The following is an 18,834-nucleotide window of genomic DNA, read 5'->3' on the forward strand; positions in this document are numbered from 1 at the left end:
TGCGGGCGCGCGCCCGGGCGCACAGGACGATCACGATGGGAACCGAGGGAATGGCCATTCAGCACATCCGGCATTGGATCGACGGCAAGGCGGCCGAGGGCACCTCGGGCGAGTTCCAGGCGGTGACGAACCCGGCGACCGGTGCGCAGACCGGGCGGCTGCCGCTGGCGAGCGTCGACGAGGTGGACACCGCGGTCGCTTCGGCGGCGAAGGCGCAGCGCGAGTGGGCCAAGTCCTCGCTGGCCAAGCGCACCCAGGTGTTGTTCAAGTACCGCGAGCTGCTGGACCGGCACCGGGAGGAGATCGCGGAGCTGATCACCGCCGAGCACGGCAAGGTGCACTCCGACGCGCTCGGCGAGGTCGCCCGCGGGATGGAGATCGTGGAGCTGGCCTGCGGCATCCCACAGCTGCTCAAGGGCGAGACCTCCACCGAGGTCTCCAGCCGGGTCGACGTGGAGTCGATCCGCCAGCCGGTGGGCGTGGTCGCCGGGATCACCCCGTTCAACTTCCCGGCGATGGTGCCGATGTGGATGTTCCCGCTGGCCATCGCCTGCGGGAACGCGTTCGTGCTCAAGCCCAGCGAGAAGGACCCGTCGGCCACGGTGCGGCTGGTGGAGCTGGCCACCGAGGCCGGGCTGCCGGACGGGGTGCTGAACCTGGTGCACGGCGACAAGATCGCGGTGGACCGGCTGCTGACCCACCCGGACGTCGACGCGGTGAGCTTCGTCGGCTCCACCCCGATCGCGCAGTACGTGCAGCAGACCGCGGTCGCGCACGGCAAGCGGGTGCAGGCGCTGGCCGGGGCGAAGAACCACATGCTGGTGCTGCCGGACGCCGACCTGGACCAGGCCGCCGACGCCGCGGTCTCGGCCGCCTACGGCTCGGCGGGCGAGCGGTGCATGGCGGTGTCCGTGGTCGTGGCGGTCGACCCGATCGGTGACGAGCTGGTCGGCAGGATCGCCGAGCGGGCGCGGAACCTGCGCATCGGCCCCGGCGACCAGGAGTCCTCCGAGATGGGGCCGCTGGTGACCGCCGAGCACCGCGAGAAGGTCGCCTCCTACGTGCCGCAGGCGCGCGAGCAGGGCGCTGAGGTCGTGGTGGACGGCACCGGCTACCGGGTGCCCGGCCACGAGGACGGCTTCTTCGTCGGGGTGAGCCTGCTGGACAAGGTCACCCCGGACATGGACGCCTACGCCGACGAGATCTTCGGGCCGGTGCTGTGCGTGGTCCGCGCCGGGTCCTACGAGCAGGCGCTGGAGCTGATCAACTCCTCGCGGTGGGGCAACGGCACCGCGATCTTCACCCGCGACGGCGGGGCCGCGCGCCGGTTCCAGCTGGAGGTCGAGGCGGGCATGGTCGGGGTGAACGTGCCGATCCCGGTGCCGGTCGGGACGCACTCCTTCGGCGGCTGGAAGGACTCGCTGTTCGGCGAGCACCACATGTACGGCACCGACGGGATCCGCTTCTACACCCGCGGCAAGGTCATCACGACCCGCTGGCCGGACCCCAGCGACGGCGGCGTCGACCTCGGGTTCCCGCAGAACACGTGAATTCCGCGGACATCGCCGTCGGCGAGTCATGGGCTTGACCGCCCTCGACCGGATACGGTGTGTCCCAGCAGGACCCCGCCGAGCTGGCCGGGCCGGTCGCAGGCGCCTACACCGATCGGACCCGGCTCTACCGGGCGGCCAAAAGGGAGGGGCGGCAAGCCGCCTCGGTCGCCCGATGTGGAAAGGCCCGCTGGCTCCAGGAGTCAGCGGGTTTTTCGCATTTCGCCAGGAGTGAGCGGCCCGGTTCGGACGAGCGGTCCGTTCGCTCGGCTCGACGGCCCGCGGGCTACTGCTTGGGCATCAGGATCCACAGCGCGATGTAGATCACGAACTGCGGTCCGGGCAGCACGCAGGAGATCACGAAGATCAGCCGCACCAGCGTGGTGTTCCACCCGAACCGCTGCGCGAGGCCCGCGCACACGCCGGCGATCATGGTGCCGCTGCGGGGGCGTTGCAGTGCTTTGCTCATGTCCGCAAGGGTCCCGCCATCCCGGCTGGTTCGCCCGGCTCGCACGTGCTGAGCTGGGACGATGGCCATCGAAGCGCCCCTCGACGTGGCACGGGAGCTCTACCGCGGCGAACCGGCGGAGTTCGTCGCGGCCCGCGACCGGCACGTCGCGCAGGCCCGCCGGGACGGCGACGAGCAGCGCGCCGAGGCGATCCGGGCGCTGCGCAAACCGACCACGGCGGCGTGGGCGGTGAACCGGCTGGCCGTCGAGGACGCCGATGCGGTCGCCGAGCTGATCGAAGTGGGCGACGGGCTGCGCACCGCGCAGCGGGAACTGCGCGGCGACGAGATCCGGCGGCTGGACCAGCGGCGCGATGAACTCGTGCGGCGGTTGCTGGACCGAGCCGGGCAGCTCGTCAAGGGCAGCGGCCGCGGGTTCGGCGAGCAGGCACGGCGCCAGGTCGAGAGCACGCTGTCGGCCGCGGTCGCCGAACCGGACTCGGCGCGGCAGGTCCGGGAGGGCGTGCTCAGCAGCGCGCTGGAGTACAGCGGGTTCGGCCTGGACGAGCTCTCGGCGGCGGCAGTGCGGCGTTCCGGCGCCGGAAGCCAGCGGCCGCGACGAAAGCGCGGTTCCGCGCGGCGCGGCGCCGAATCCGGCGGAGGAGCCCGCCGCAAGACCGAGCAGTCCGAACGAGAGCCGCAGCGCGCAGCGGACCGGCGATCCACCGAGCAGCCCGATCGCGCCGAAGGCGACCGAGCCGATTCCCGCCGCGCCGGGACGAAGTCCGGGCCCCGAGCGCACCGGCGGAACGCCGAACGCTCCGAGGCGGAAGCCGAGCCGGCCGCGGACTCCCCCAGCTCCAGCGCCACCCGCCCCGGCCGGAAGCGCACCGGCCGATCCCGCCGCAGCACCGCGAAGCGATCCCGCTCGGCCGCCGAAGACGCCGACTCCGCCGCGGCCCGGCTCCAGCAGGCCGAGACCGAACTCGACCAGGCCGAACAGCAACGCGAGGAGCAGCAGCGCCGCCGCGACGAGCTGCGCCGCGAACTCGACGACCTCGGCACGCAGCTGCGCGAGACGGACCGCCGGGTCTCCCGCGCCCGCCGAGATCGCAACGCCGCGCGCCGCCGCTACGACGCGGCCCGCGGCTGAGGCCGGGTCGGACGCAGCACCGGCTGAGCCGCCGCACCGGACCGAGCAGACGGCCCTGAGCAGGTCGTTCGGCACCGTGGCGGGTCATCGGCACCGCTGCGAAGCTGAGTCGCATGACCGCCCGCTGGTTGCGCGTCATCGCGACGATCGCAGTTGTAGCGGCGATCGCCGCGCTGATCTACGCCGACCGGCACGAGCTCCCCGCCGCCGGCCGCGCGCTGCGCCACGCCGACCGCGCGTGGTTGACCGCGGGCGTGCTCGTGCTGCTGGTCTGGACGGCGAACTGGGTGCTGCTGCACCTGGCGGCGCGGAAAGTCACCGGCGCGGGCGGCTATCGGGAGTTCGCGCGGCTGCTGCCGGTGACGGTGGCATCGCTGGCGCTGAACCTGGCGGTGAAGTCCGGGAACCTCGCGGGCTTGGCGGCGTTCTCGGCGGACGCCCGCAGGCGCGGCGGCGGAGGCCGGGTCACCGGTGCGTACCTCGCGGCGGCGCAGACCGCCGAAGTCGCGTTCGTGGTCACGCTGGCCGCGGGCATGGCCGTGGTGTGCTGGGACGGCAAGATCGAACGCGCGGAGATCGCCGCGGTGGTGCTGTTCGCCGCCGGCCTGCTGAGCAGGGTGGTGGCGCTGGTGGCGGCGGTGCGCAGCCGCGAGGTGCTGCGCCGGGTGTGGGTGTGGCCGGGCAGGACCCTGGACCGCCTGCTGCGCCGCCCGCCGCGGCAGCGCGACACCGCGCAGGCCGACGACTTCTACGACGCGGTGGCGGCGATCCGTGCGCACCCGTGGTCGGCGGTGCCCGCGGTGTGCTTCGGAGTCCTGGTGGATCTGCTGGGCGCAACCGTGCTGTGGGCGTCGCTGGCGGCGGTCGGCGCCGGTGACCGGCCGCTGGTGGCGCTGGTGGCCTACGCGGTGTCGACGCTGTTCGGCATCGTCGGCGTGCTGCCCGGCGGGCTCGGATTCGTCGAATTCGGGGCGACGGCGGTGCTGGCTTCCTACGATGTGCCGGTGGGTGTGGCGGCCGCGGCGGTGCTGGTGTTCCGCGTGTTCGTGTTCTGGTTGCCGCTGGCCGTGGGTGGTCTGCTCGCGTGGCGACTGCGCGCTTCACCCGGACAGCGGAACCGGTTGCGCGGCGCGGCCCACGGGTGATCATGAGCGGGGCGGCGGCGCTTATCATGGCCGCGCGATCGTGGCCGACCGGTCGCGGGAGGTGGACGGAGTTTCGTGCGCGGGGTCGACTACTACGAGTTGCTGGGCGTGGACAGATCGGCGTCCGCCGCGGAGATCAAGACGGCGTACCGGACGCTGGCGCGCACCATGCACCCGGACGTCGGCGGCACCGCGGGCACCTTCCGGATGTTGCAGCTGGCTTACGAGACGCTGACCGACCCGGTGCGCCGCGCCGACTACGACGGCGAGACCACGGCCGAACCGGAGCCGGAACCGGCCGACCCCGCGCCCGCGCAGGGCAGGCGTGCGGCGTCGCGCCGCTGGGTCTACCGCCCCGGCCGCCGGGACTTCGGCGACGATCCGCAATTCACCCCGCCCGCGGTGGACCTGCGACCCGGCGACGTCCCGTGGTGGCACGAGGTGGATCCGGCCGAGCGGGTGCGCTACGTACCGGTCACCGCGCCGGACCGCACCGCGACGATGGCGTTGGCGGGCGGCTGGGTCCTGCTGGCGTTGGCCGGGCTGCTGGTCGGGCTTTCCGGCGTGGTGCTGGCGCTGTGGTTGTCGGTGCTGGTGGCGACCGGTGTCGTCGTGCTGGTGCTGCTGCGGCGGTTGTTGGAGTCGCGGCGCACGGACAGGCTGTTCGACGCCGATTTCTGCGGCGTGGTCTTCGGCGGCACGGCCGAGGAAGAGGTCGCCGCGGACGAGGCGGTCAAGCGCCACTCGGCGGAGCTGTTCGCCGATCACCTGACCCGGCTGCCCGGCGCGCGGATCTTCCACGGACTGGCCTGGCCGGGCTCGGTGTTCGCGGACGTCGATCACGCTGTGCTGTGCGGGCGGCGGCTCGTGCTGGTGGACTCCAAGCGCTGGCTGCCCGGCCATTACGAGGTCGACGACGACGGCACCGTCTACCGCAACGGCCACTTGTTCCGCGGCGGCACCACCCGCCTCGCCGAGGGCGTCGCGGCGTTCGAGGCGCTGCTGCCCGAAGTCGAGGTCCGCGGGGTGCTGCTGCTGTACCCGAACCGCGCGGGCGAGATCACCATCGGCGACCCGGACGCGGACGCGGTGCTGGAGACATCCACTCCGGAGGACTTCGTCTGCGACCTCGGCGAGTGGCTGGCCGACGACCCGGCGACGGTGGACCGCGAGGCGTTCTCGACGTTGCTCGCGCAGGTCGTCACGCACTGAGCCCGCACTGTTCACCATCGTGTGAGTCCGGGTTCGTTGCCCGAGGTGGCCGGGTACCAGGAACGTGGGTTCCCGACATTTCGCCAGTCCGGGAGGTCAGCGCGCGATGGTCAGCCCCCAGTTCTCCGCCACCGGCGGCAGTTCCGATGAGCCCGCTCGTACCGCGGATCCGGCACGCACCGAGACCGCTGCTGCCACTGCGGACGCAACACTCACCGAGGAAGCAGCACTCACCGACGACGCAGCACTCACCGAGGCAGCAGGAGCCCGCCGCCGTCCTCCGCTGATGTCCGGCCAGCGGTCCTCGGCCGCGCACTTCGCGGTCTACATCTTCGTCCTGGTGCCGTTCCTGGCGCTGCTGGCGGCGGTGCCGCTGCTGTGGGGCTGGGGCCTGACGTGGTGGGACCTGGGACTGGCCGGCGGGTTCTACGTGATCACGATCCTCGGCGTGACGGTCGGTTTCCACCGCTACTTCACGCACGGCGCGTTCCGCGCCAAGCGCTGGCTGCGCATCGCGCTGGCCGTGGCGGGCAGCATGTCGGTGCAGGGCCCGGTGATGCACTGGGTCGCCGATCACCGCAGGCACCACGCGTTCTCCGACCGCGAGGGCGATCCGCACTCGCCCTGGGCGTTCGGCACCTCGCCGGTCGCGCTGGCGCGGGGGTTCTGGCATGCGCACATGGGGTGGCTGTTCGAGCGGGATCTCACCAACCGGGAACGGTTCGCCCCGGACTTGATGAACGACCGCGACATCCGCCTGGTGCACCGCCTGTTCGGGCCGCTGACGCTGGCCACGCTGCTGCTTCCGGCGGTGATCGGTGGCGCGGTGTCCGGCAGCTGGTGGGGCGCGTGGACGGCGTTCTTCTGGGCCGGGCTGGTGCGGGTGGCGTTCCTGCACCACGTGACGTGGTCGGTGAACTCGATCTGCCACATCATCGGCGAGCGGCCGTTCCGCAGCCGGGACAAGGCGGCGAACTTCTGGCCGCTGGCGCTGCTGAGCATGGGTGAGTCCTGGCACAACCTGCACCACGCGGACCCGACCTGCGCCCGGCACGGGGTGCGGCGCGGGCAGCTGGACATCTCCGCGCGGGTGATCTGGTTGTTCGAGAAGCTGGGCTGGGCAAGCCACGTCAAGTGGCCGACGCCGCGCCGGGTGGCCCGGCTGCGCCGGGGCGCGGCGGACTGATCAAATCCCGGTTCCGCCGGTTGGGATTGCGTTCCCGGCGGTTGACACTTTTTCCGGGCCGGTGTTGCGATGCTCGACGTGCTACCCGCCCTGTTCACCAGACGACGCCACGTGGATCTGCTGCGCGTGGCGACGCAGGGCTGTCGCTGCCGGGACTGAGAGCGGCGCCCGCGCGCAGTTCTCTCCTTTGTGGACAGTCATTCGACCGCCGGTGCGCGCCCACCCCACCGGCCGTTCCTGGTGAGGAGAACCCGTGTCCACCGTCCTGGTCATCTCCGGCAGCCCGTCGAAGACCTCGAAGACCGAACGAGTAGCCGACCACCTCGCCCGCCGCCTCACCGCCGAGGGCCGCCCGGCGCAGCACCTGCGGCTGCGCACGCTGCCCGCCGAAGCGCTGCTGAGCGCCGACACCGCGGACGCCGAGATCGCCGAAGCCGTCGAGCAGCTGCGCCGCGCCGACGGCGTCGTGCTCGCCACCCCGACCTACAAGGCCGCGTACTCCGGGCTGCTGAAGGTCTTCCTGGACCTGCTGCCGCAGTTCGGCTTCGGCGGCAAGGCGGTGCTGCCGCTGGCCACCGGCGGCAGCGTGGCGCACGTGCTGGCGCTGGACTACGCGCTGCGCCCGGTGGTGAGTTCGCTCGGCGCGCGGCACGTGGTGCAGAGCTTCTTCCTGATCGACAAGCATCTGACCGTGACCGGCGACGACCTCACCATCCACGAGGAAAGCGCGGGCCCGCTCGACGACGTGCTGGAGCAGTTCCACAAGGCCCTCGACGGCGTCCCGCACGACAGCGTGCTCGGGCGCTCGGCGTGATCGGCGGTGCCGAGCTCGACCGATCCAGCTGAGCGAACAGACCGCTCACCCGGTGCTGCGCCCGCGCGATGAGCCGCACCGGCCGAGCCCCGTCCGGACGACGCGGCCCCACCACTTCTCGGGAGAAAGCCTGATGTCACTCACCTTCCACTGGTTCCTGCCCACCTACGGCGACAGCCGCTACCTGGTCGGCGGCGGGCACGGCGTGGCCACGCACACCGCCGCCGGATCGCGCCCGGCCACGCTGGGCTACCTCGGCCAGATCGCGCGCAGCGCCGAGCAGCTGGGCTTCGAGGGGGCGTTGACGCCGACCGGCGCGTGGTGCGAGGACGCTTGGCTGACCACCGCGATGCTCGCGGAGGTGACCGAGCGGTTGAAGTTCCTGGTCGCGTTCCGCCCCGGGCTGCTCTCGCCGACGCTGGGCGCGCAGATGGCCGCGACGTATCAGCGCCACTCCGGCAAGCGCCTGCTGCTCAACGTCGTCACCGGCGGCGAAAGCCACGAGCAGCGCGCCTACGGCGACTTCCTGGACAAGGAGGGCCGCTACCAGCGCTGCGACGAGTTCTTGGAGGTCGTGCACCGGTTGTGGCGCGGTGAGCGGGTCGACTTCAGCGGTGCGCACGTGCACGTCGAAGGCGCCGAACTGACCCGGACCCCGGACCCGGTGCCGGATGTCTACTTCGGCGGTTCGTCCGCTGCGGCCGGAACGGTCGCGTCCAAGCACAGCGACGTCTACCTGACCTGGGGCGAGCCGCCCGCGAAGGTTTCCGAGAAGATCGAGTGGATCCGCGGGCTCTCGGCTGCGCAAGGGCGCAAACCGCGGTTCGGCATCCGGCTGCACGTGATCAGCCGGGACACCTCCGAGCAGGCTTGGGCCGAGGCCGAGCGGCTGGTCGGCGCGCTGGACCGGGACACGATCAACAAGGTGCAGGCGGGGCTCAACCGCAGCGAGTCCGAGGGCCAGCGCCGGATGCTGGACCTGCACGGCGGCTCCGCCTCGGATCTGGAGATCTACCCGAACCTGTGGGCCGGGGTCGGGCTGGTGCGCGGCGGCGCGGGCACCGCGCTGGTCGGCAGCCACGCCGAGGTCGCCGAACGGATCGAGGAGTTCCACGCGCTGGGCCTGGACGAGTTCATCCTCTCCGGTCATCCGCACCTGGAGGAGGCGTACTGGTTCGGCGAGGGCGTGCTGCCGATCCTGCAGCGCAAGGGCCTGTGGCAGCACCCGGCGGGCGTCTCCGGCGAAACCGCCGGTCAGAGCATCCCGTTCGCCGGATCGCCGGAACCCGCGCCCGCTTCCTGATCCGGAACTCCTGGTGCGTCGGCTGAACCGCAAGAGGTTCAGCCCGTCTCGAGCACGGGACTCCTGGCGGTAGGCCGCCTGATCACTCATCCGAGTGGAGCGCGGGTCGATCGGCCCGAGCCGGTGCGCGGATCTTGTAGCGTCCGCCTCCGATCTCGGCAAACCCGGCGGCCCGCACCCGCCCACTCGATGGAGTCGACGTGACCTATTACGCCCCGACCAGCATCCGTCAGGTCATCGAGACCGTGCAGCAAAGCGATCCCGGGCAGCGGCGCAGATTGCAGCAGGAGTGGCACGAGCTCGCCGAGGCGCTCGCGGTGATGCTCACCGCGCACCACCTCAGCGTTCCGCACGAGTGGAAGGAAGTTCCGCAGTGCGCCGATTCGTGATCCTCTCCGCGCTCGGGTCCGCCGCCGCGCTCGGCTACGCCGGAGTGCGGCGGCTCGGCCGCTGGCTGGACGCGCCGATCGCACCCGAGCCCGCCGTCAACGAGCCGGGCTCCGGCGCCCGCGAGCGGCGAGCGCCGGAGCAGCGCGTCATCCGGTGATCGACTGCACGGTCGGCAGGTAGCCCTCGGCGTGGCCGGCCACGTTGGGGTGGAAGGATTCCGTCAGCGGACTGCTCGGCCCGTTGATCCACTCGGAGCCGCCGCACACCCCGTGCCCGGCGAAGTTCTCCCGCGGGTCGGCGTAGCTGAACCCGGCGGACTCCGCCTGCGCCGAGATCACTTCGGCCAGCACGTCCGACCCTGCGTTGATGCTCTTGCGCTTGGCTTCGGTGTAGCCGGGGATGTCGCAGTCGCCGAGCTCGTTGACGTGCGGATAGCCGACGACCACGACTTCCGCGTTCGGGGCGGCCGCGCGGATGTTGTCGTAGGTGGTCTTGAGCTTGCCGGGCAGCTCGTCGCGCGCCTTGGCCTCGCCCGCGGCGACCGCGGAGGCGCAGCCCTCGTCGCTGCCGAGCAGGCAGCTGCTGATGGTCTTGGCGAACCCGACGTCGTTGCCGCCGATCTGCACCGTGACCAGCGTGGTCTCCGCGGACAACGCGCCGAGCTGGCCGGCGTTGAGGTCGTCGGTGGTGTCCCCGGAACAAGCGGCGAACTCGAACGACGCGGGGCTGTTCGCGTCCGCCAGCAGCTGCGGGTACGCCTTGGGGCCGCGCTGGCAGTCGCCGCTGTCCTCGAAGTACTCCCTGGTGCCGGTACCGGAGGCGTAGGAGTCGCCGAGCGCCGCGTAGTGCGCTTCCGCGGCGTAGGCCGGTGTGCCGATCATCGCTGTGCCGACGGCGACGGTGCTGACCGCTACGGCTGCCGCGAACCTGCGAGCAGCCCCCCGAAATTGACGCATGGAACCCTCCGCACGAAGAAATGTGGGCCGTACGGATCGATTGAACGTCGAGGCCGCGGCGCCATCGGAGATTTGGCGCATTGCCGCCGGTAACAATTAAGCGACTTTCTCGGCGACGCCCAGGAAAATGAATGGAAAGCCATTCGATCGAGGGAATCATGCGCAATTCGACTACGCTGAGTCGATCATTTTACCGGTTCGATTCAACACCTTCGGCGGTGCCCGGCGTGGACGGTCCCTGCTCCAGTTCGCCCAGCGAGCGGCCCGCCGAGTCGGGCATCCCGAGCAGCCCGATGACGGAGAACAGCACCAGCATCCCCATCATGATCGCGGACATGCCCGCCACCCCGAATGACGAGGCGATCATGAGCGGCACCAACAGGCTCCAGAACCCCAGGAAGATCCGGGCGAACGCGAACGTGAGGCCCTGCGCGGTGGCGCGCAACATCGTGGGGAACATTTCCTGCGACCACAGCTTGTAGAACGACTCGCCGGCGAACGCCGCGCCGATGCCGAACAGCGCCACGTTGGCCACCGCCACTCCGGTCCCGATCGGCAGGAACACGAAGCAGCCGAACGCCGCCACCTGCATGAGGGATCCGGCGGCGAAAACGGTCCGGCGCCGCCGCCCGTCCGCCAGCTGCATGAAGCCGAAGGCGACCGCGAGCATCGTGAGCGCGTAGTTGAGGACCTGGATCCCGACGCTCGTCGCCTGATCGGCGTTGCCGGCGCGCTGCAGGATGTACGGCAGGAACGCGCCCGCGGTTCCCGCCGCGGTGTTCCACAGCACGTAGATCGCGCCGGTGAACACCAGCGCCCGCAGGTTGTTCCCGGTGAACAGGTCGCGCAGCCGTCCGAGCGCCACCGGGTTCCCGGCGTCGCGGGCCCGCTCGCGGGCACGCACCCAATGCGCGGACTCGACCATGCTCCGGCGCAGGTACCAGGTGACCACTGCGACCACGAAAAGGTGCGCGAACACGATGCGCACGCCGAGCAATCCCAGCGGCGCCAAGGCGAACGCCAGCAGCGCGGTCACCAGCGGCCCCAGGCTCCAGGCGACCTGGGTCAGCCCGATCAGTTTGCCGCGGGACCGACCGGGCGAGAACTCGGCGATCAGCGCCAGCGAGGTCGGCAGGTCGGCACCGACCGCGAGCCCCACGATGACGTAGCCGACGAACAGCATCGGCGTGTTCACCGCGAACACGATCCACAGGATGCCGAACGCGAACACCAGCAGGTCCCAGGCGTAGATGCGCTTGCGGCCGTACCGGTCGCCGAGCCTGCCGCCGATCAGCGCGCCGATGGCCGCGGAGATCGCGTTGGAGCTGAACGCGGTGAGCAGGCCGACGGTGCCGGCGCCGAGCCCAAGATAGCTCTCCCACAGCGGCAGTCCGGCCGCCGCGGCGACGATCGACCCCGCGTCGATGTAGGAGGCCATCGAGGCGAGCGCGGTCCACTTCCAGATCTTCCGGCTGGGCTTGCCGCCGGTCGCGCCGGAGTCCGCGCCTTCCTCCGGCGCACTGCTTGCAGCGATGTCCATCGGAGCCACTCCCCCATTCGCCCTTGAATGCCGCCCGCCGACCGAAAACGTCCCGACACACGCCCGCGAAACACCGAATCGCCGTGACGCTAGACCTGCCGACTCGCCCGATCAACCACCATCCGGGGACACCACCCCGTGCCGAATTGGAGTGAACAGACTCTTCGACCAATCTAGTGGGACGAAAGTTCCGTTCACTCGGAAAGTTCTGCGGTGGCGCGGGCGTGTCGGGCGCAGCAGCGTGCGGAAGTTTCCGGCTCAGTCCGCGGATTTGGCCAGCGAGGAGCGGCGGACCACCAGTTCCGGCTCGTAGACGACCTGCTGGTGCACGTGCTGCTCGGCGTCGGCGGTGTCGGCCAGCAGCAGCTCGGCGGCTTTGTGCCCGATGCGGTAGGCGGGCTGGCGCACCGAGGTGAGCGGCACGGCAGCGGCGGAGGCGAACTCGATGTCGTCGTAGCCGACCAGCGCGATGTCCTCCGGCACCCGCACGCCCGCGGCGAACAGCGCCTGCAACAACCCCAGCGCGAGCAGGTCGTTGGCGCAGAACACCGCCGTGGGCCGGTCCGGCCGACCGAGCAGCCGCGAGCCGGCGTCGCGCCCGGAGGCCACGTCCAGCGCCGGTACCTCGATCGTGCTCAGCAGATCTTCGTCCAAGTCGCAGTCGCGAAACGCCTGCAGCGCACCAACATGGCGATCCCGGCATTGCGACAGGTGCGCTGATCCGCTGACGTAGGCGATCCGCCGATGCCCGTGATCGACGAGGTGCCGCACCGCCAGCGCTCCCCCGGCGACGTCGTCGACCGAGACCGAACAGCACCGCTCGCTGGAGATCTTCCGGTCCACCAGCACCGACGGAATCCCTTGCCGCTGCAACGAATCCAAGCTCGTGCCGTGCTCGTCGGCAGGCGTGACCAGCACGCCGCGCACGCGCTGCTCGGCGAACAGCGACAGGTACAGCGCCTCGGCGGCCGGATCCTGCGCGGAGTCGCACAGCATCACGCCGAGCTGCTGCTCCCGCGCCGCGGCTTCCACACCGCGAGCCACGTCGACGAAGAACGGGTTGCCGATGTCGAGCACCAGCAGCGCCAGCATCCGGCTGTGCCCGGCTCTGAGCTGGCGGGCGGATTCGCTGCGGACGTAGCCGAGTTCGTCGATCGCGGACTGCACCCGGCTGCGGGTACGCACCGAAACCCGGTCGGGCCGGTTGAGCGCGTTGGACACGGTCGCCACCGAAACCCCGGCGCGCTCGGCGACGTCCTTGATGCTGACCATGCCTCCAAGGGTGCCGAATGCGGGCCGACCGCTGCGCAGCGGCCTCCACACCTCGCCAGCGCCGCAGCACCGCGCCGAGTGAACGGACCGTTCGACCAATCTAGTGGGACGAACAGTCCGTTCACTCCTTGCCGTTGGAGCGGTGGAGGTGGGGCGCGGACGGTCCGAGCGTCGCACTGCACGTACTTCCCGCCAGCGCCATGCGATGGACGCTCGCGCATAATGGCGCGTTCGTGCTGTTCGAGTTCGAGCAAGCGCGCCCACGATCCATCTTGAGCACTTCCGCGGTCCAACGTTCCTCTACGACTGGAGAACGACCGGAAATGAAGACATCGATCACCCGCTGGAAGAAGTCCACCCGCTCGGGACCGAACGACAACTGCGTAGAAATCAGCCGAACCGCCGACGGAGGTGCTGCCGTTCGCGACACCAAGGACCGCGCCGCCGGGCACTTCACCGCGAACGGTGAGCAGTGGTCGACGTTCCTGTTTGCGATCAAGGACGGCCGCTACCACCACTGAACGGCACAACTCCTTGCCACGCCCCGGAAGCCGTGCGCGTTTCCGGGGCGTTGTGCGTTGCGGTGCCGAACGGCTCAGACCTTCAGGCCGAGCCAGTTGGTGAAGTGCGCGATGCTGTCGGACTTGCGGCGCTCCGCGGTGGCGATGGCGCGGGCGGTTTCGCGCACCTGCGGGTGGTAGCGGGTCTGCTGCGGCGCGATGCGGCGAGCGTTGTTCAGCGCGCGCAGCGCGTTGCCGTGGTCGCCTGCCAGCACCCAGGCGCGGGCCACGTCCTGCCAGTGGTGGCCGATGCGGTTGGCCGGCATGTCATCGGGCAGTTCCAGCGCGAAGCCGTCGCGGGCCGCGCGACCCGGATCACCCGCTTCCAGCGAGACCGCGACATCGTGGATCTCGACGTTGCCCGGGCCGAAGTTGGTGTCGTAAGCGCTCGAGCAATGCCCGAGGCGCGCACCGATCGCGCGGGCGTCGGCGATGTGCTCCCGAGCCCGGGCCACGTCGCAGTCCCGCGCCGCGATCATGGCACCGCGCAGGTGCGCCGATCCGCGCAGTGCCAGCACTTCCTCGCTTTCGGGCCGCGCCGCCAACAGGTTCAGCGAATGCCCCACGAGCTTCGCGCCGGTGTCGTAGGCCGCGCAGGACATCAGGATCAGCGCGCGGTGCTGAGCGGCGTGCGCGGCCAGCAGCGGATCGTCGCTGCGTTCGGCGGAGTTCTCCATCTGATCCACCGCCTGGGTGGCCAGCGTGATCCACCCGAACCGGTAGAGCAGTTGCGCGGTGTTGGCGTATGCCTGCGCGAGCTGGCGGTAGCCGCGTTCGCGCGCCGAGTCCGTGGTGGCCTCGCGCACCGCGCCGCCCAGCCTGCGCAGCAGCGCCGGAGTCAGCTCGATGCCTTGACGTGCCCGGTCGGAGTGCCGCAAACTCCTCGCCTTGGCGAGTTCGGCGGCCAGTTCCGCAGGTGGTCCCGGGTCCAGCGATGCCGCGTAGCGGCCTTCGGCGAACAGCGTGCGCAGTTCCGTCAAACCCGGTGGCACGCCACCGTCGTCGTCGAGGGTCTGCCGGTACGGCTGGCCGTAGAGCTCTTCGGGCTCGATGCCGAGTGCGCGGGCGATGGCGGCGACGAACGCGGGCGAACCGGGCTCCCTGCCCTGTTCGACGGCGCGGACCATGCTGGTGCTGTAGTTCGCGCGCTGCGCCAGCGCCTGCTGGTTGAGCCCGGCGACCTTCCGCGCCATCGCGACCCGCTCACCGAGGGCGAGTCCCTGATCCGGCCGAGCCACCGTGCTCCTTCCGTCCACGTCCGTTGCGGAACACCAGACTAGGTGACACACGTTGGTGTGGCACCCGGTGCGCGCACTGTCACAAGCCTGTCACTCCATAGTGCCGGAGAGCCGTAGATTGCGGAGAAAGCGATCACCTACCGTTACCAAGTCAGGTGATAGACGTGTCCGCATCCCGCGAATCCGGATCCGAGCCGGAAGTGCTCGGCGCCGAACCGCCCCCCGAACGAACCGTGCTCAACGTGCGCTACCGCGCCGGTGTCGTCGGCGAACGCTCCCGCGTGGTGCACGCAGCCGCCTGGACCCCGCGGGGCGTGCTGATCACCTTGTGCGGGATGCCGCTGGATCCGTCGCTGATCGAGGAATCCACCGGAATGCCGTGCATGCGCTGCGTCCGCATCGCCGCCGAACGCTCCACGCAGGACAACCCGGCCATCGACGACGGGACCTGACGCACCGCCACTTCGTGATCATCCCGAGACCGATCGCGACGCGGTTTGCGGCATCCTGAACCGCATTCACGAGGCGATCGGAGGAGCGGGGATGGACCGGCAGTGGGTTCCCGAGGACGTCGACATCAACACGCCCAGCGCGGCTCGCGTCTACGATGCGCTGCTCGGCGGCGGACACAACTTCCCCTCCGATCGGGCGTTCGCCCGCGAGGCCGAACGGGTGTATCCGGGTCTCGGCACCTCCGCCCGAGCCAACCGCGCATTCCTGCGCCGCGCCGTGCTGCACGCGCTGGACGCCGGTGTGCGGCAGTTCCTCGACCTGGGCTCCGGAATCCCGACCGTCGGCAACGTGCACGAGATCGTGCACGCGGTCGACCCCACCTGCCCGGTCGTCTACGTCGATTACGAACCCGTGGCCGTGGCGCACAGCGACCTGCTGCTCAAGGAGAATCGCCACGCGACGATCGTGGCCGCGGACGCGCGCGACGCGCAGCACGTGCTCGCACATCCCGAAACGACGCGGCTGCTGAACTTCGACGAGCCGGTGATGGTGCTGATGCTGGCGCTGCTGCACTTCATCCCGGACGAGGACCGGCCTGCCGACATCGTCGCCAGCTACCGCGAACCGCTGGCTGCCGGCAGCATGATCGCGATCACCAGCGCCGCCAACGACGCGCGGCAGGACGAGCTCGCCGAGCTGACGAAGCTGTTCGCCAGCAGCAGCAACCCGGCCGTGCCGCGGCCGAAGGCGTGGATCGCCGAGCAGTTCGGCGACTTCGAGCTGGTCGAGCCGGGCGCGCAGCTGGTCGGCGACTGGCGTCCCGACGAGCGGCTGGACGACGAGCAGCAGGACCACATCGTCTTCGGCGGTGTCGGAGTGCGGCGCTGAGCACGCCGCGGTCGGCACCGACGCGCGCTGGTTCGCACCGTTTTCCGCGCCGGATTCCGCGCGTGCAGGCGCTGATTCCCCTTGCAGGCGGAAATGCCAACGCCGCTGGTCAGCGTGAGTGCGGCACGGAAATCGTCGGCATTCCCACATTTCCCGTGCCGCAGCCGGTCTAGCGACGGCTGCGGCGGAATGCGAACATCCCGCGAATCGATCGACGGAAAGGCGGTTCAGCCGTGCAGGTTCTCTGGGGTGCCGGCGGCATGGTGGTGCTGCTGCTGGTCGCGTTCGCGCTCTCGACCGACCGCCGGGCGATCCGGCCGCGCACCGTGTTCGGCGCGCTGGCCATCCAGCTCGTGTTCGCGTTCGCGGTGCTGCGCTGGGAAACCGGCAAGCAGGTGCTCAGCACCGTCTCGGCGGGCGTGCAGCGGGTGATCGACTCCTCGAAGGAGGGCATCGACTTCCTGCTCGGACCGGTGATGCCCACCGACGGCAGCACCGTGGTCGCGTTCCAAGTGCTGCCGCTGATCATCTTCATCGCTTCGCTGTCCGCGGTGCTCTACCACTGGAACATCCTGCAGTGGGCGGTGCGGATCGTCGGCGGGGCGCTGCGCGCGGTGCTGGGCACGACGCGGGCGGAGTCGCTCAACGCCACCGCCAACATCTTCCTCGGGCAGACCGAGGCGCCGCTGGTGGTGCGGCCGTACCTGAAGGGCATGACCCGCTCGGAGTTCTTCGCCGTGATGGTCGGCGGACTGTCCACTGTGGCTGGATCGGTGATGGTCGGGTACGCGCTGCTGGGCGCGAACCTGGACCACCTGATCGCGGCCAGCTTCATGGCCGCCCCCGCCGGGCTGCTGATGGCGAAGATCATCGTGCCGGAGACCGAGCGCTCCGCCGAAGCGGCGGACGGCAAGCGGCCGACCACGTTCGGCGACGTGGCGGGCAAATTCGGCCGCGGCAAGGCGCCTTCGAAGACGTTCGCCGCGGACTCCGAGCAGCCCGCGGCCGAGTCCGGCGACTCCGCGCGGACCCCGGACGACTCGGCACCGACCGCCACCGAATCCGCGCCGCGCAGCAGCGAAGACGTCGACGACAGCGAAGCGTTGGAGACCAAACCGCGCAACGTCATCGACGCCGCGGCCACCGGTGCCTCCGACGGGCTCAAGCTCGCGTTGAACGTGGGCGCGATGCTGTTCGCGTTCGTCTCGCTGATCGCGCTGCTGAACCTGATCCTCGGCGCGCTGGGCGGGCTGTTCGGCCTGCCGGAGATCACCTTCGAGGGGCTGATCGGATACGTCTTCGCCCCGCTCATGTGGGTCATCGGGGTGCCGTGGTCGGAGGCCGTGGCCGCGGGCGGATTCGTCGGGCAGAAGCTGGTGCTCAACGAGTTCGTCGCGTTCACCGACTTCGGCCCGCAGGCGGCGAGTTTCGACCCGCACACCGCGATCATCATCACCTTCGCGCTGACCGGGTTCGCGAACTTCTCGTCGTTGGCGATCCTGCTCGGCGGTCTCGGCGGGCTGGTCCCGTCGCGGCGCTCGCTGATCGCGCAGTACGGGATGCGCGCCATCGCGGGCGGCACCCTGGCGAACCTGCTCAGCGCGGCCATTGCCGGGATGCTCGTCTGAGCGCTCGAGAGGAGTGCAGTTTCTCCTGATTCGGGGCGGAGTTCGCGGCCGCCGAGCCGAGCTGCGCCTGCGGTGATCCGCGCGGATGCTCTGGCCGGGTTGCGACCGCGAGGTGGGCACCGCGCGGAACCTAACGGCGCGGTAAGCGGTGCCTTCGCGGCTCCCGGCTTCGGCGCCGCGGCCGCCCGGCGCGGACAATCGCCAGGGCCGAAACCCGACGACGATGGAGTGCAGGCAATGACGACCGTGGCCTTCCTCGGAACCGGCACGATGGGCGCCCCGATGGCGCGCAACCTGCTCAGCAGCGGCTTTGCGGTGCGCGCGTGGAACCGCACCCGCTCGCGCGCGGAAGAACTCACCGCGGACGGCGCCACCGTCACCGACAGCCCCGCCGAAGCCGCACGAGGCGCCGACGTGCTGGTGACGATGCTGCTCGACGCGGACGCGACCGTGGAAGCCGGCCGCGCCGCAGCCGCCGAACTGCCCGACGGAACACCGTGGCTGCAAATGGGCACGATCGGGCTGGACGGCCTCGCGCGAGTCGCCGAAGTGGCCGGGTCCACCGCGCTGGTCGACGCGCCCGTGCTGGGCACTCGCGCACCCGCCGAACAGGGCACGCTGGTCGTGCTGGCTTCCGGGCCGGAAAGCGCCCGGGGACTCGCGCAACCGGTGTTCGACGTGGTCGGCGGTCGCACCATGTGGCTGGGAACCTCCGGCGCAGGCGGCGAAGGCACCCGGGTCAAGCTCGCCGCGAACAGCTGGGTGCTGGCGCTGACCAACGCGGTGTCCGAATCCATCGCGCTGGCCGAGAACCTCGGGGTCGATCCGCAGCGGTTCCTGGAAGCCATCGAAGGCGGCGCCGTCGACTCGCCCTACGCGCACCTCAAGGGCAAAGCGATCCTGAACAAGGACTTCACGCCCGCGTTCGGGCTCTCCGGCGCGCTCAAAGACGCCGGTCTGATCGCCGAAGCCGCCGAGGGGCTGCAGCTGGACCTCGCCGCCGCGATCCGGGAACGCTTCGCCCGCGCCGTCGAAGCCGGGCACGGTGACGAGGACATGGCCGCGGTCTACTACTCGTCGTTCAGCTGAGTGGGAAGC

General features: G+C 70.7%; 19 protein-coding genes. 14 read left to right on the forward strand and 5 right to left on the reverse strand.

The window, feature by feature from the left end; genetic code table 11:
• Nucleotides 1-35: 35 nt before the first annotated feature.
• Nucleotides 36-1,550: a CoA-acylating methylmalonate-semialdehyde dehydrogenase gene (locus INP57_RS26065; protein WP_233628301.1), complete on the forward strand. Its 1,515-nt coding sequence runs from the start codon at nt 36-38 to the stop codon at nt 1,548-1,550.
• A 286-nt stretch (nt 1,551-1,836) separates the two neighbouring features.
• Here INP57_RS26065 and INP57_RS26070 read toward each other — a convergent pair whose 3' ends face one another.
• On the reverse strand, nt 1,837-2,019 hold the full coding sequence (locus INP57_RS26070; protein WP_200072999.1) for a PspC domain-containing protein: 183 nt from the start codon (nt 2,017-2,019) through the stop codon (nt 1,837-1,839).
• Nucleotides 2,020-2,080: 61 nt separating this feature from the next.
• Between INP57_RS26070 and INP57_RS26075 the strand changes: the two genes are divergently transcribed.
• The 8 genes from INP57_RS26075 (at nt 2,081) to INP57_RS26110 (ending at nt 9,358) form a co-directional block, all read left to right on the forward strand.
• Nucleotides 2,081-3,151 (forward strand): hypothetical protein, encoded by a 1,071-nt coding sequence (locus tag INP57_RS26075; RefSeq protein WP_200073000.1) that lies wholly within the window; start codon nt 2,081-2,083, stop codon nt 3,149-3,151.
• A gap of 113 nt (nt 3,152-3,264) precedes the next feature.
• Entirely contained in the window at nt 3,265-4,296 is a 1,032-nt protein-coding gene (locus tag INP57_RS26080) for a flippase-like domain-containing protein (RefSeq protein ID WP_200073001.1), read from the forward strand.
• Nucleotides 4,297-4,371: 75 nt separating this feature from the next.
• Nucleotides 4,372-5,508: a J domain-containing protein gene (locus INP57_RS26085; RefSeq protein WP_200073002.1), complete on the forward strand. Its 1,137-nt coding sequence runs from the start codon at nt 4,372-4,374 to the stop codon at nt 5,506-5,508.
• A 286-nt stretch (nt 5,509-5,794) separates the two neighbouring features.
• Nucleotides 5,795-6,694, forward strand: coding sequence for an acyl-CoA desaturase (locus INP57_RS26090; RefSeq protein WP_200073047.1), 900 nt, complete (start codon nt 5,795-5,797; stop codon nt 6,692-6,694).
• Nucleotides 6,695-6,947: 253 nt separating this feature from the next.
• Nucleotides 6,948-7,508 carry an NADPH-dependent FMN reductase gene (ssuE, locus tag INP57_RS26095; protein ID WP_200073003.1) on the forward strand — a complete coding sequence of 187 codons (561 nt, stop codon included), beginning with the start codon at nt 6,948-6,950 and terminating at the stop codon, nt 7,506-7,508.
• Nucleotides 7,509-7,641: 133 nt separating this feature from the next.
• Complete coding sequence (locus INP57_RS26100; protein ID WP_200073004.1) at nt 7,642-8,811, forward strand: LLM class flavin-dependent oxidoreductase; 1,170 nt, start codon at nt 7,642-7,644, stop codon at nt 8,809-8,811.
• 200 nt (nt 8,812-9,011) lie between these two features.
• Nucleotides 9,012-9,200 (forward strand): hypothetical protein, encoded by a 189-nt coding sequence (locus INP57_RS26105; RefSeq protein ID WP_200073005.1) that lies wholly within the window; start codon nt 9,012-9,014, stop codon nt 9,198-9,200.
• Nucleotides 9,185-9,358, forward strand: a complete 174-nt coding sequence (locus INP57_RS26110) for a hypothetical protein (RefSeq protein WP_200073006.1) — start codon at nt 9,185-9,187, stop codon at nt 9,356-9,358. The genes INP57_RS26105 and INP57_RS26110 overlap by 16 nt, the downstream gene beginning before the upstream one ends.
• Here the strand turns inward: INP57_RS26110 and INP57_RS26115 are convergent.
• The 3 genes from INP57_RS26115 to INP57_RS26125 all read right to left on the reverse strand — a co-directional run bounded on the left by INP57_RS26115 (nt 9,348) and on the right by INP57_RS26125 (nt 12,969).
• Nucleotides 9,348-10,157, reverse strand: coding sequence for an SGNH/GDSL hydrolase family protein (locus INP57_RS26115; RefSeq protein ID WP_200073007.1), 810 nt, complete (start codon nt 10,155-10,157; stop codon nt 9,348-9,350). The two genes, INP57_RS26110 and INP57_RS26115, sit on opposite strands and share 11 nt — an antisense overlap.
• 190 nt (nt 10,158-10,347) lie before the next feature.
• Nucleotides 10,348-11,697: an MFS transporter gene (locus INP57_RS26120; RefSeq protein ID WP_233628302.1), complete on the reverse strand. Its 1,350-nt coding sequence runs from the start codon at nt 11,695-11,697 to the stop codon at nt 10,348-10,350.
• Between the two features lie 258 nt (nt 11,698-11,955).
• Entirely contained in the window at nt 11,956-12,969 is a 1,014-nt protein-coding gene (locus tag INP57_RS26125; protein ID WP_200073008.1) for a LacI family DNA-binding transcriptional regulator, read from the reverse strand.
• Nucleotides 12,970-13,202: 233 nt separating this feature from the next.
• Here INP57_RS26125 and INP57_RS26130 point away from each other — a divergent pair, with 233 nt between their 5' ends.
• Nucleotides 13,203-13,490, forward strand: coding sequence for a DUF397 domain-containing protein (locus INP57_RS26130; protein WP_307850287.1), 288 nt, complete (start codon nt 13,203-13,205; stop codon nt 13,488-13,490).
• 74 nt (nt 13,491-13,564) lie between these two features.
• On the opposite strand, the gene INP57_RS26135 is transcribed toward INP57_RS26130, so the two are convergent.
• Entirely contained in the window at nt 13,565-14,767 is a 1,203-nt protein-coding gene (locus tag INP57_RS26135) for a helix-turn-helix domain-containing protein (protein WP_295143415.1), read from the reverse strand.
• Between the two features lie 164 nt (nt 14,768-14,931).
• Between INP57_RS26135 and INP57_RS26140 the strand changes: the two genes are divergently transcribed.
• The 4 genes from INP57_RS26140 (at nt 14,932) to INP57_RS26155 (ending at nt 18,825) form a co-directional block, all read left to right on the forward strand.
• Complete coding sequence (locus tag INP57_RS26140) at nt 14,932-15,219, forward strand: hypothetical protein (protein ID WP_200073009.1); 288 nt, start codon at nt 14,932-14,934, stop codon at nt 15,217-15,219.
• Nucleotides 15,220-15,310: 91 nt separating this feature from the next.
• Nucleotides 15,311-16,108 (forward strand): SAM-dependent methyltransferase, encoded by a 798-nt coding sequence (locus INP57_RS26145; RefSeq protein ID WP_200073010.1) that lies wholly within the window; start codon nt 15,311-15,313, stop codon nt 16,106-16,108.
• Nucleotides 16,109-16,341: 233 nt separating this feature from the next.
• Nucleotides 16,342-17,736: a NupC/NupG family nucleoside CNT transporter gene (locus tag INP57_RS26150; RefSeq protein WP_200073011.1), complete on the forward strand. Its 1,395-nt coding sequence runs from the start codon at nt 16,342-16,344 to the stop codon at nt 17,734-17,736.
• A 237-nt stretch (nt 17,737-17,973) separates the two neighbouring features.
• On the forward strand, nt 17,974-18,825 hold the full coding sequence (locus tag INP57_RS26155; RefSeq protein ID WP_200073012.1) for an NAD(P)-dependent oxidoreductase: 852 nt from the start codon (nt 17,974-17,976) through the stop codon (nt 18,823-18,825).
• Nucleotides 18,826-18,834: the final 9 nt, after the last annotated feature.

This window comes from Saccharopolyspora galaxeae, assembly GCF_016526145.1.
GTDB lineage: Bacteria > Actinomycetota > Actinomycetes > Mycobacteriales > Pseudonocardiaceae > Saccharopolyspora_C > Saccharopolyspora_C galaxeae.

What these genes read in the sequence shown, in the direction of transcription:
- INP57_RS26065 (WP_233628301.1), top strand. Translation starts at nt 36, where the DNA reads ATGGGAACCGAGGGAATGGCCATTCAGCACATCCGGCATTGGATCGAC.
- INP57_RS26070 (WP_200072999.1), bottom strand. Translation starts at nt 2,019, where the DNA reads ATGAGCAAAGCACTGCAACGCCCCCGCAGCGGCACCATGATCGCCGGC.
- INP57_RS26075 (WP_200073000.1), top strand. Translation starts at nt 2,081, where the DNA reads ATGGCCATCGAAGCGCCCCTCGACGTGGCACGGGAGCTCTACCGCGGC.
- INP57_RS26080 (WP_200073001.1), top strand. Translation starts at nt 3,265, where the DNA reads ATGACCGCCCGCTGGTTGCGCGTCATCGCGACGATCGCAGTTGTAGCG.
- INP57_RS26090 (WP_200073047.1), top strand. Translation starts at nt 5,795, where the DNA reads ATGTCCGGCCAGCGGTCCTCGGCCGCGCACTTCGCGGTCTACATCTTC.
- INP57_RS26100 (WP_200073004.1), top strand. Translation starts at nt 7,642, where the DNA reads ATGTCACTCACCTTCCACTGGTTCCTGCCCACCTACGGCGACAGCCGC.
- INP57_RS26115 (WP_200073007.1), bottom strand. Translation starts at nt 10,157, where the DNA reads ATGCGTCAATTTCGGGGGGCTGCTCGCAGGTTCGCGGCAGCCGTAGCG.
- INP57_RS26120 (WP_233628302.1), bottom strand. Translation starts at nt 11,697, where the DNA reads ATGGACATCGCTGCAAGCAGTGCGCCGGAGGAAGGCGCGGACTCCGGC.
- INP57_RS26125 (WP_200073008.1), bottom strand. Translation starts at nt 12,969, where the DNA reads ATGGTCAGCATCAAGGACGTCGCCGAGCGCGCCGGGGTTTCGGTGGCG.
- INP57_RS26145 (WP_200073010.1), top strand. Translation starts at nt 15,311, where the DNA reads ATGGACCGGCAGTGGGTTCCCGAGGACGTCGACATCAACACGCCCAGC.
- INP57_RS26155 (WP_200073012.1), top strand. Translation starts at nt 17,974, where the DNA reads ATGACGACCGTGGCCTTCCTCGGAACCGGCACGATGGGCGCCCCGATG.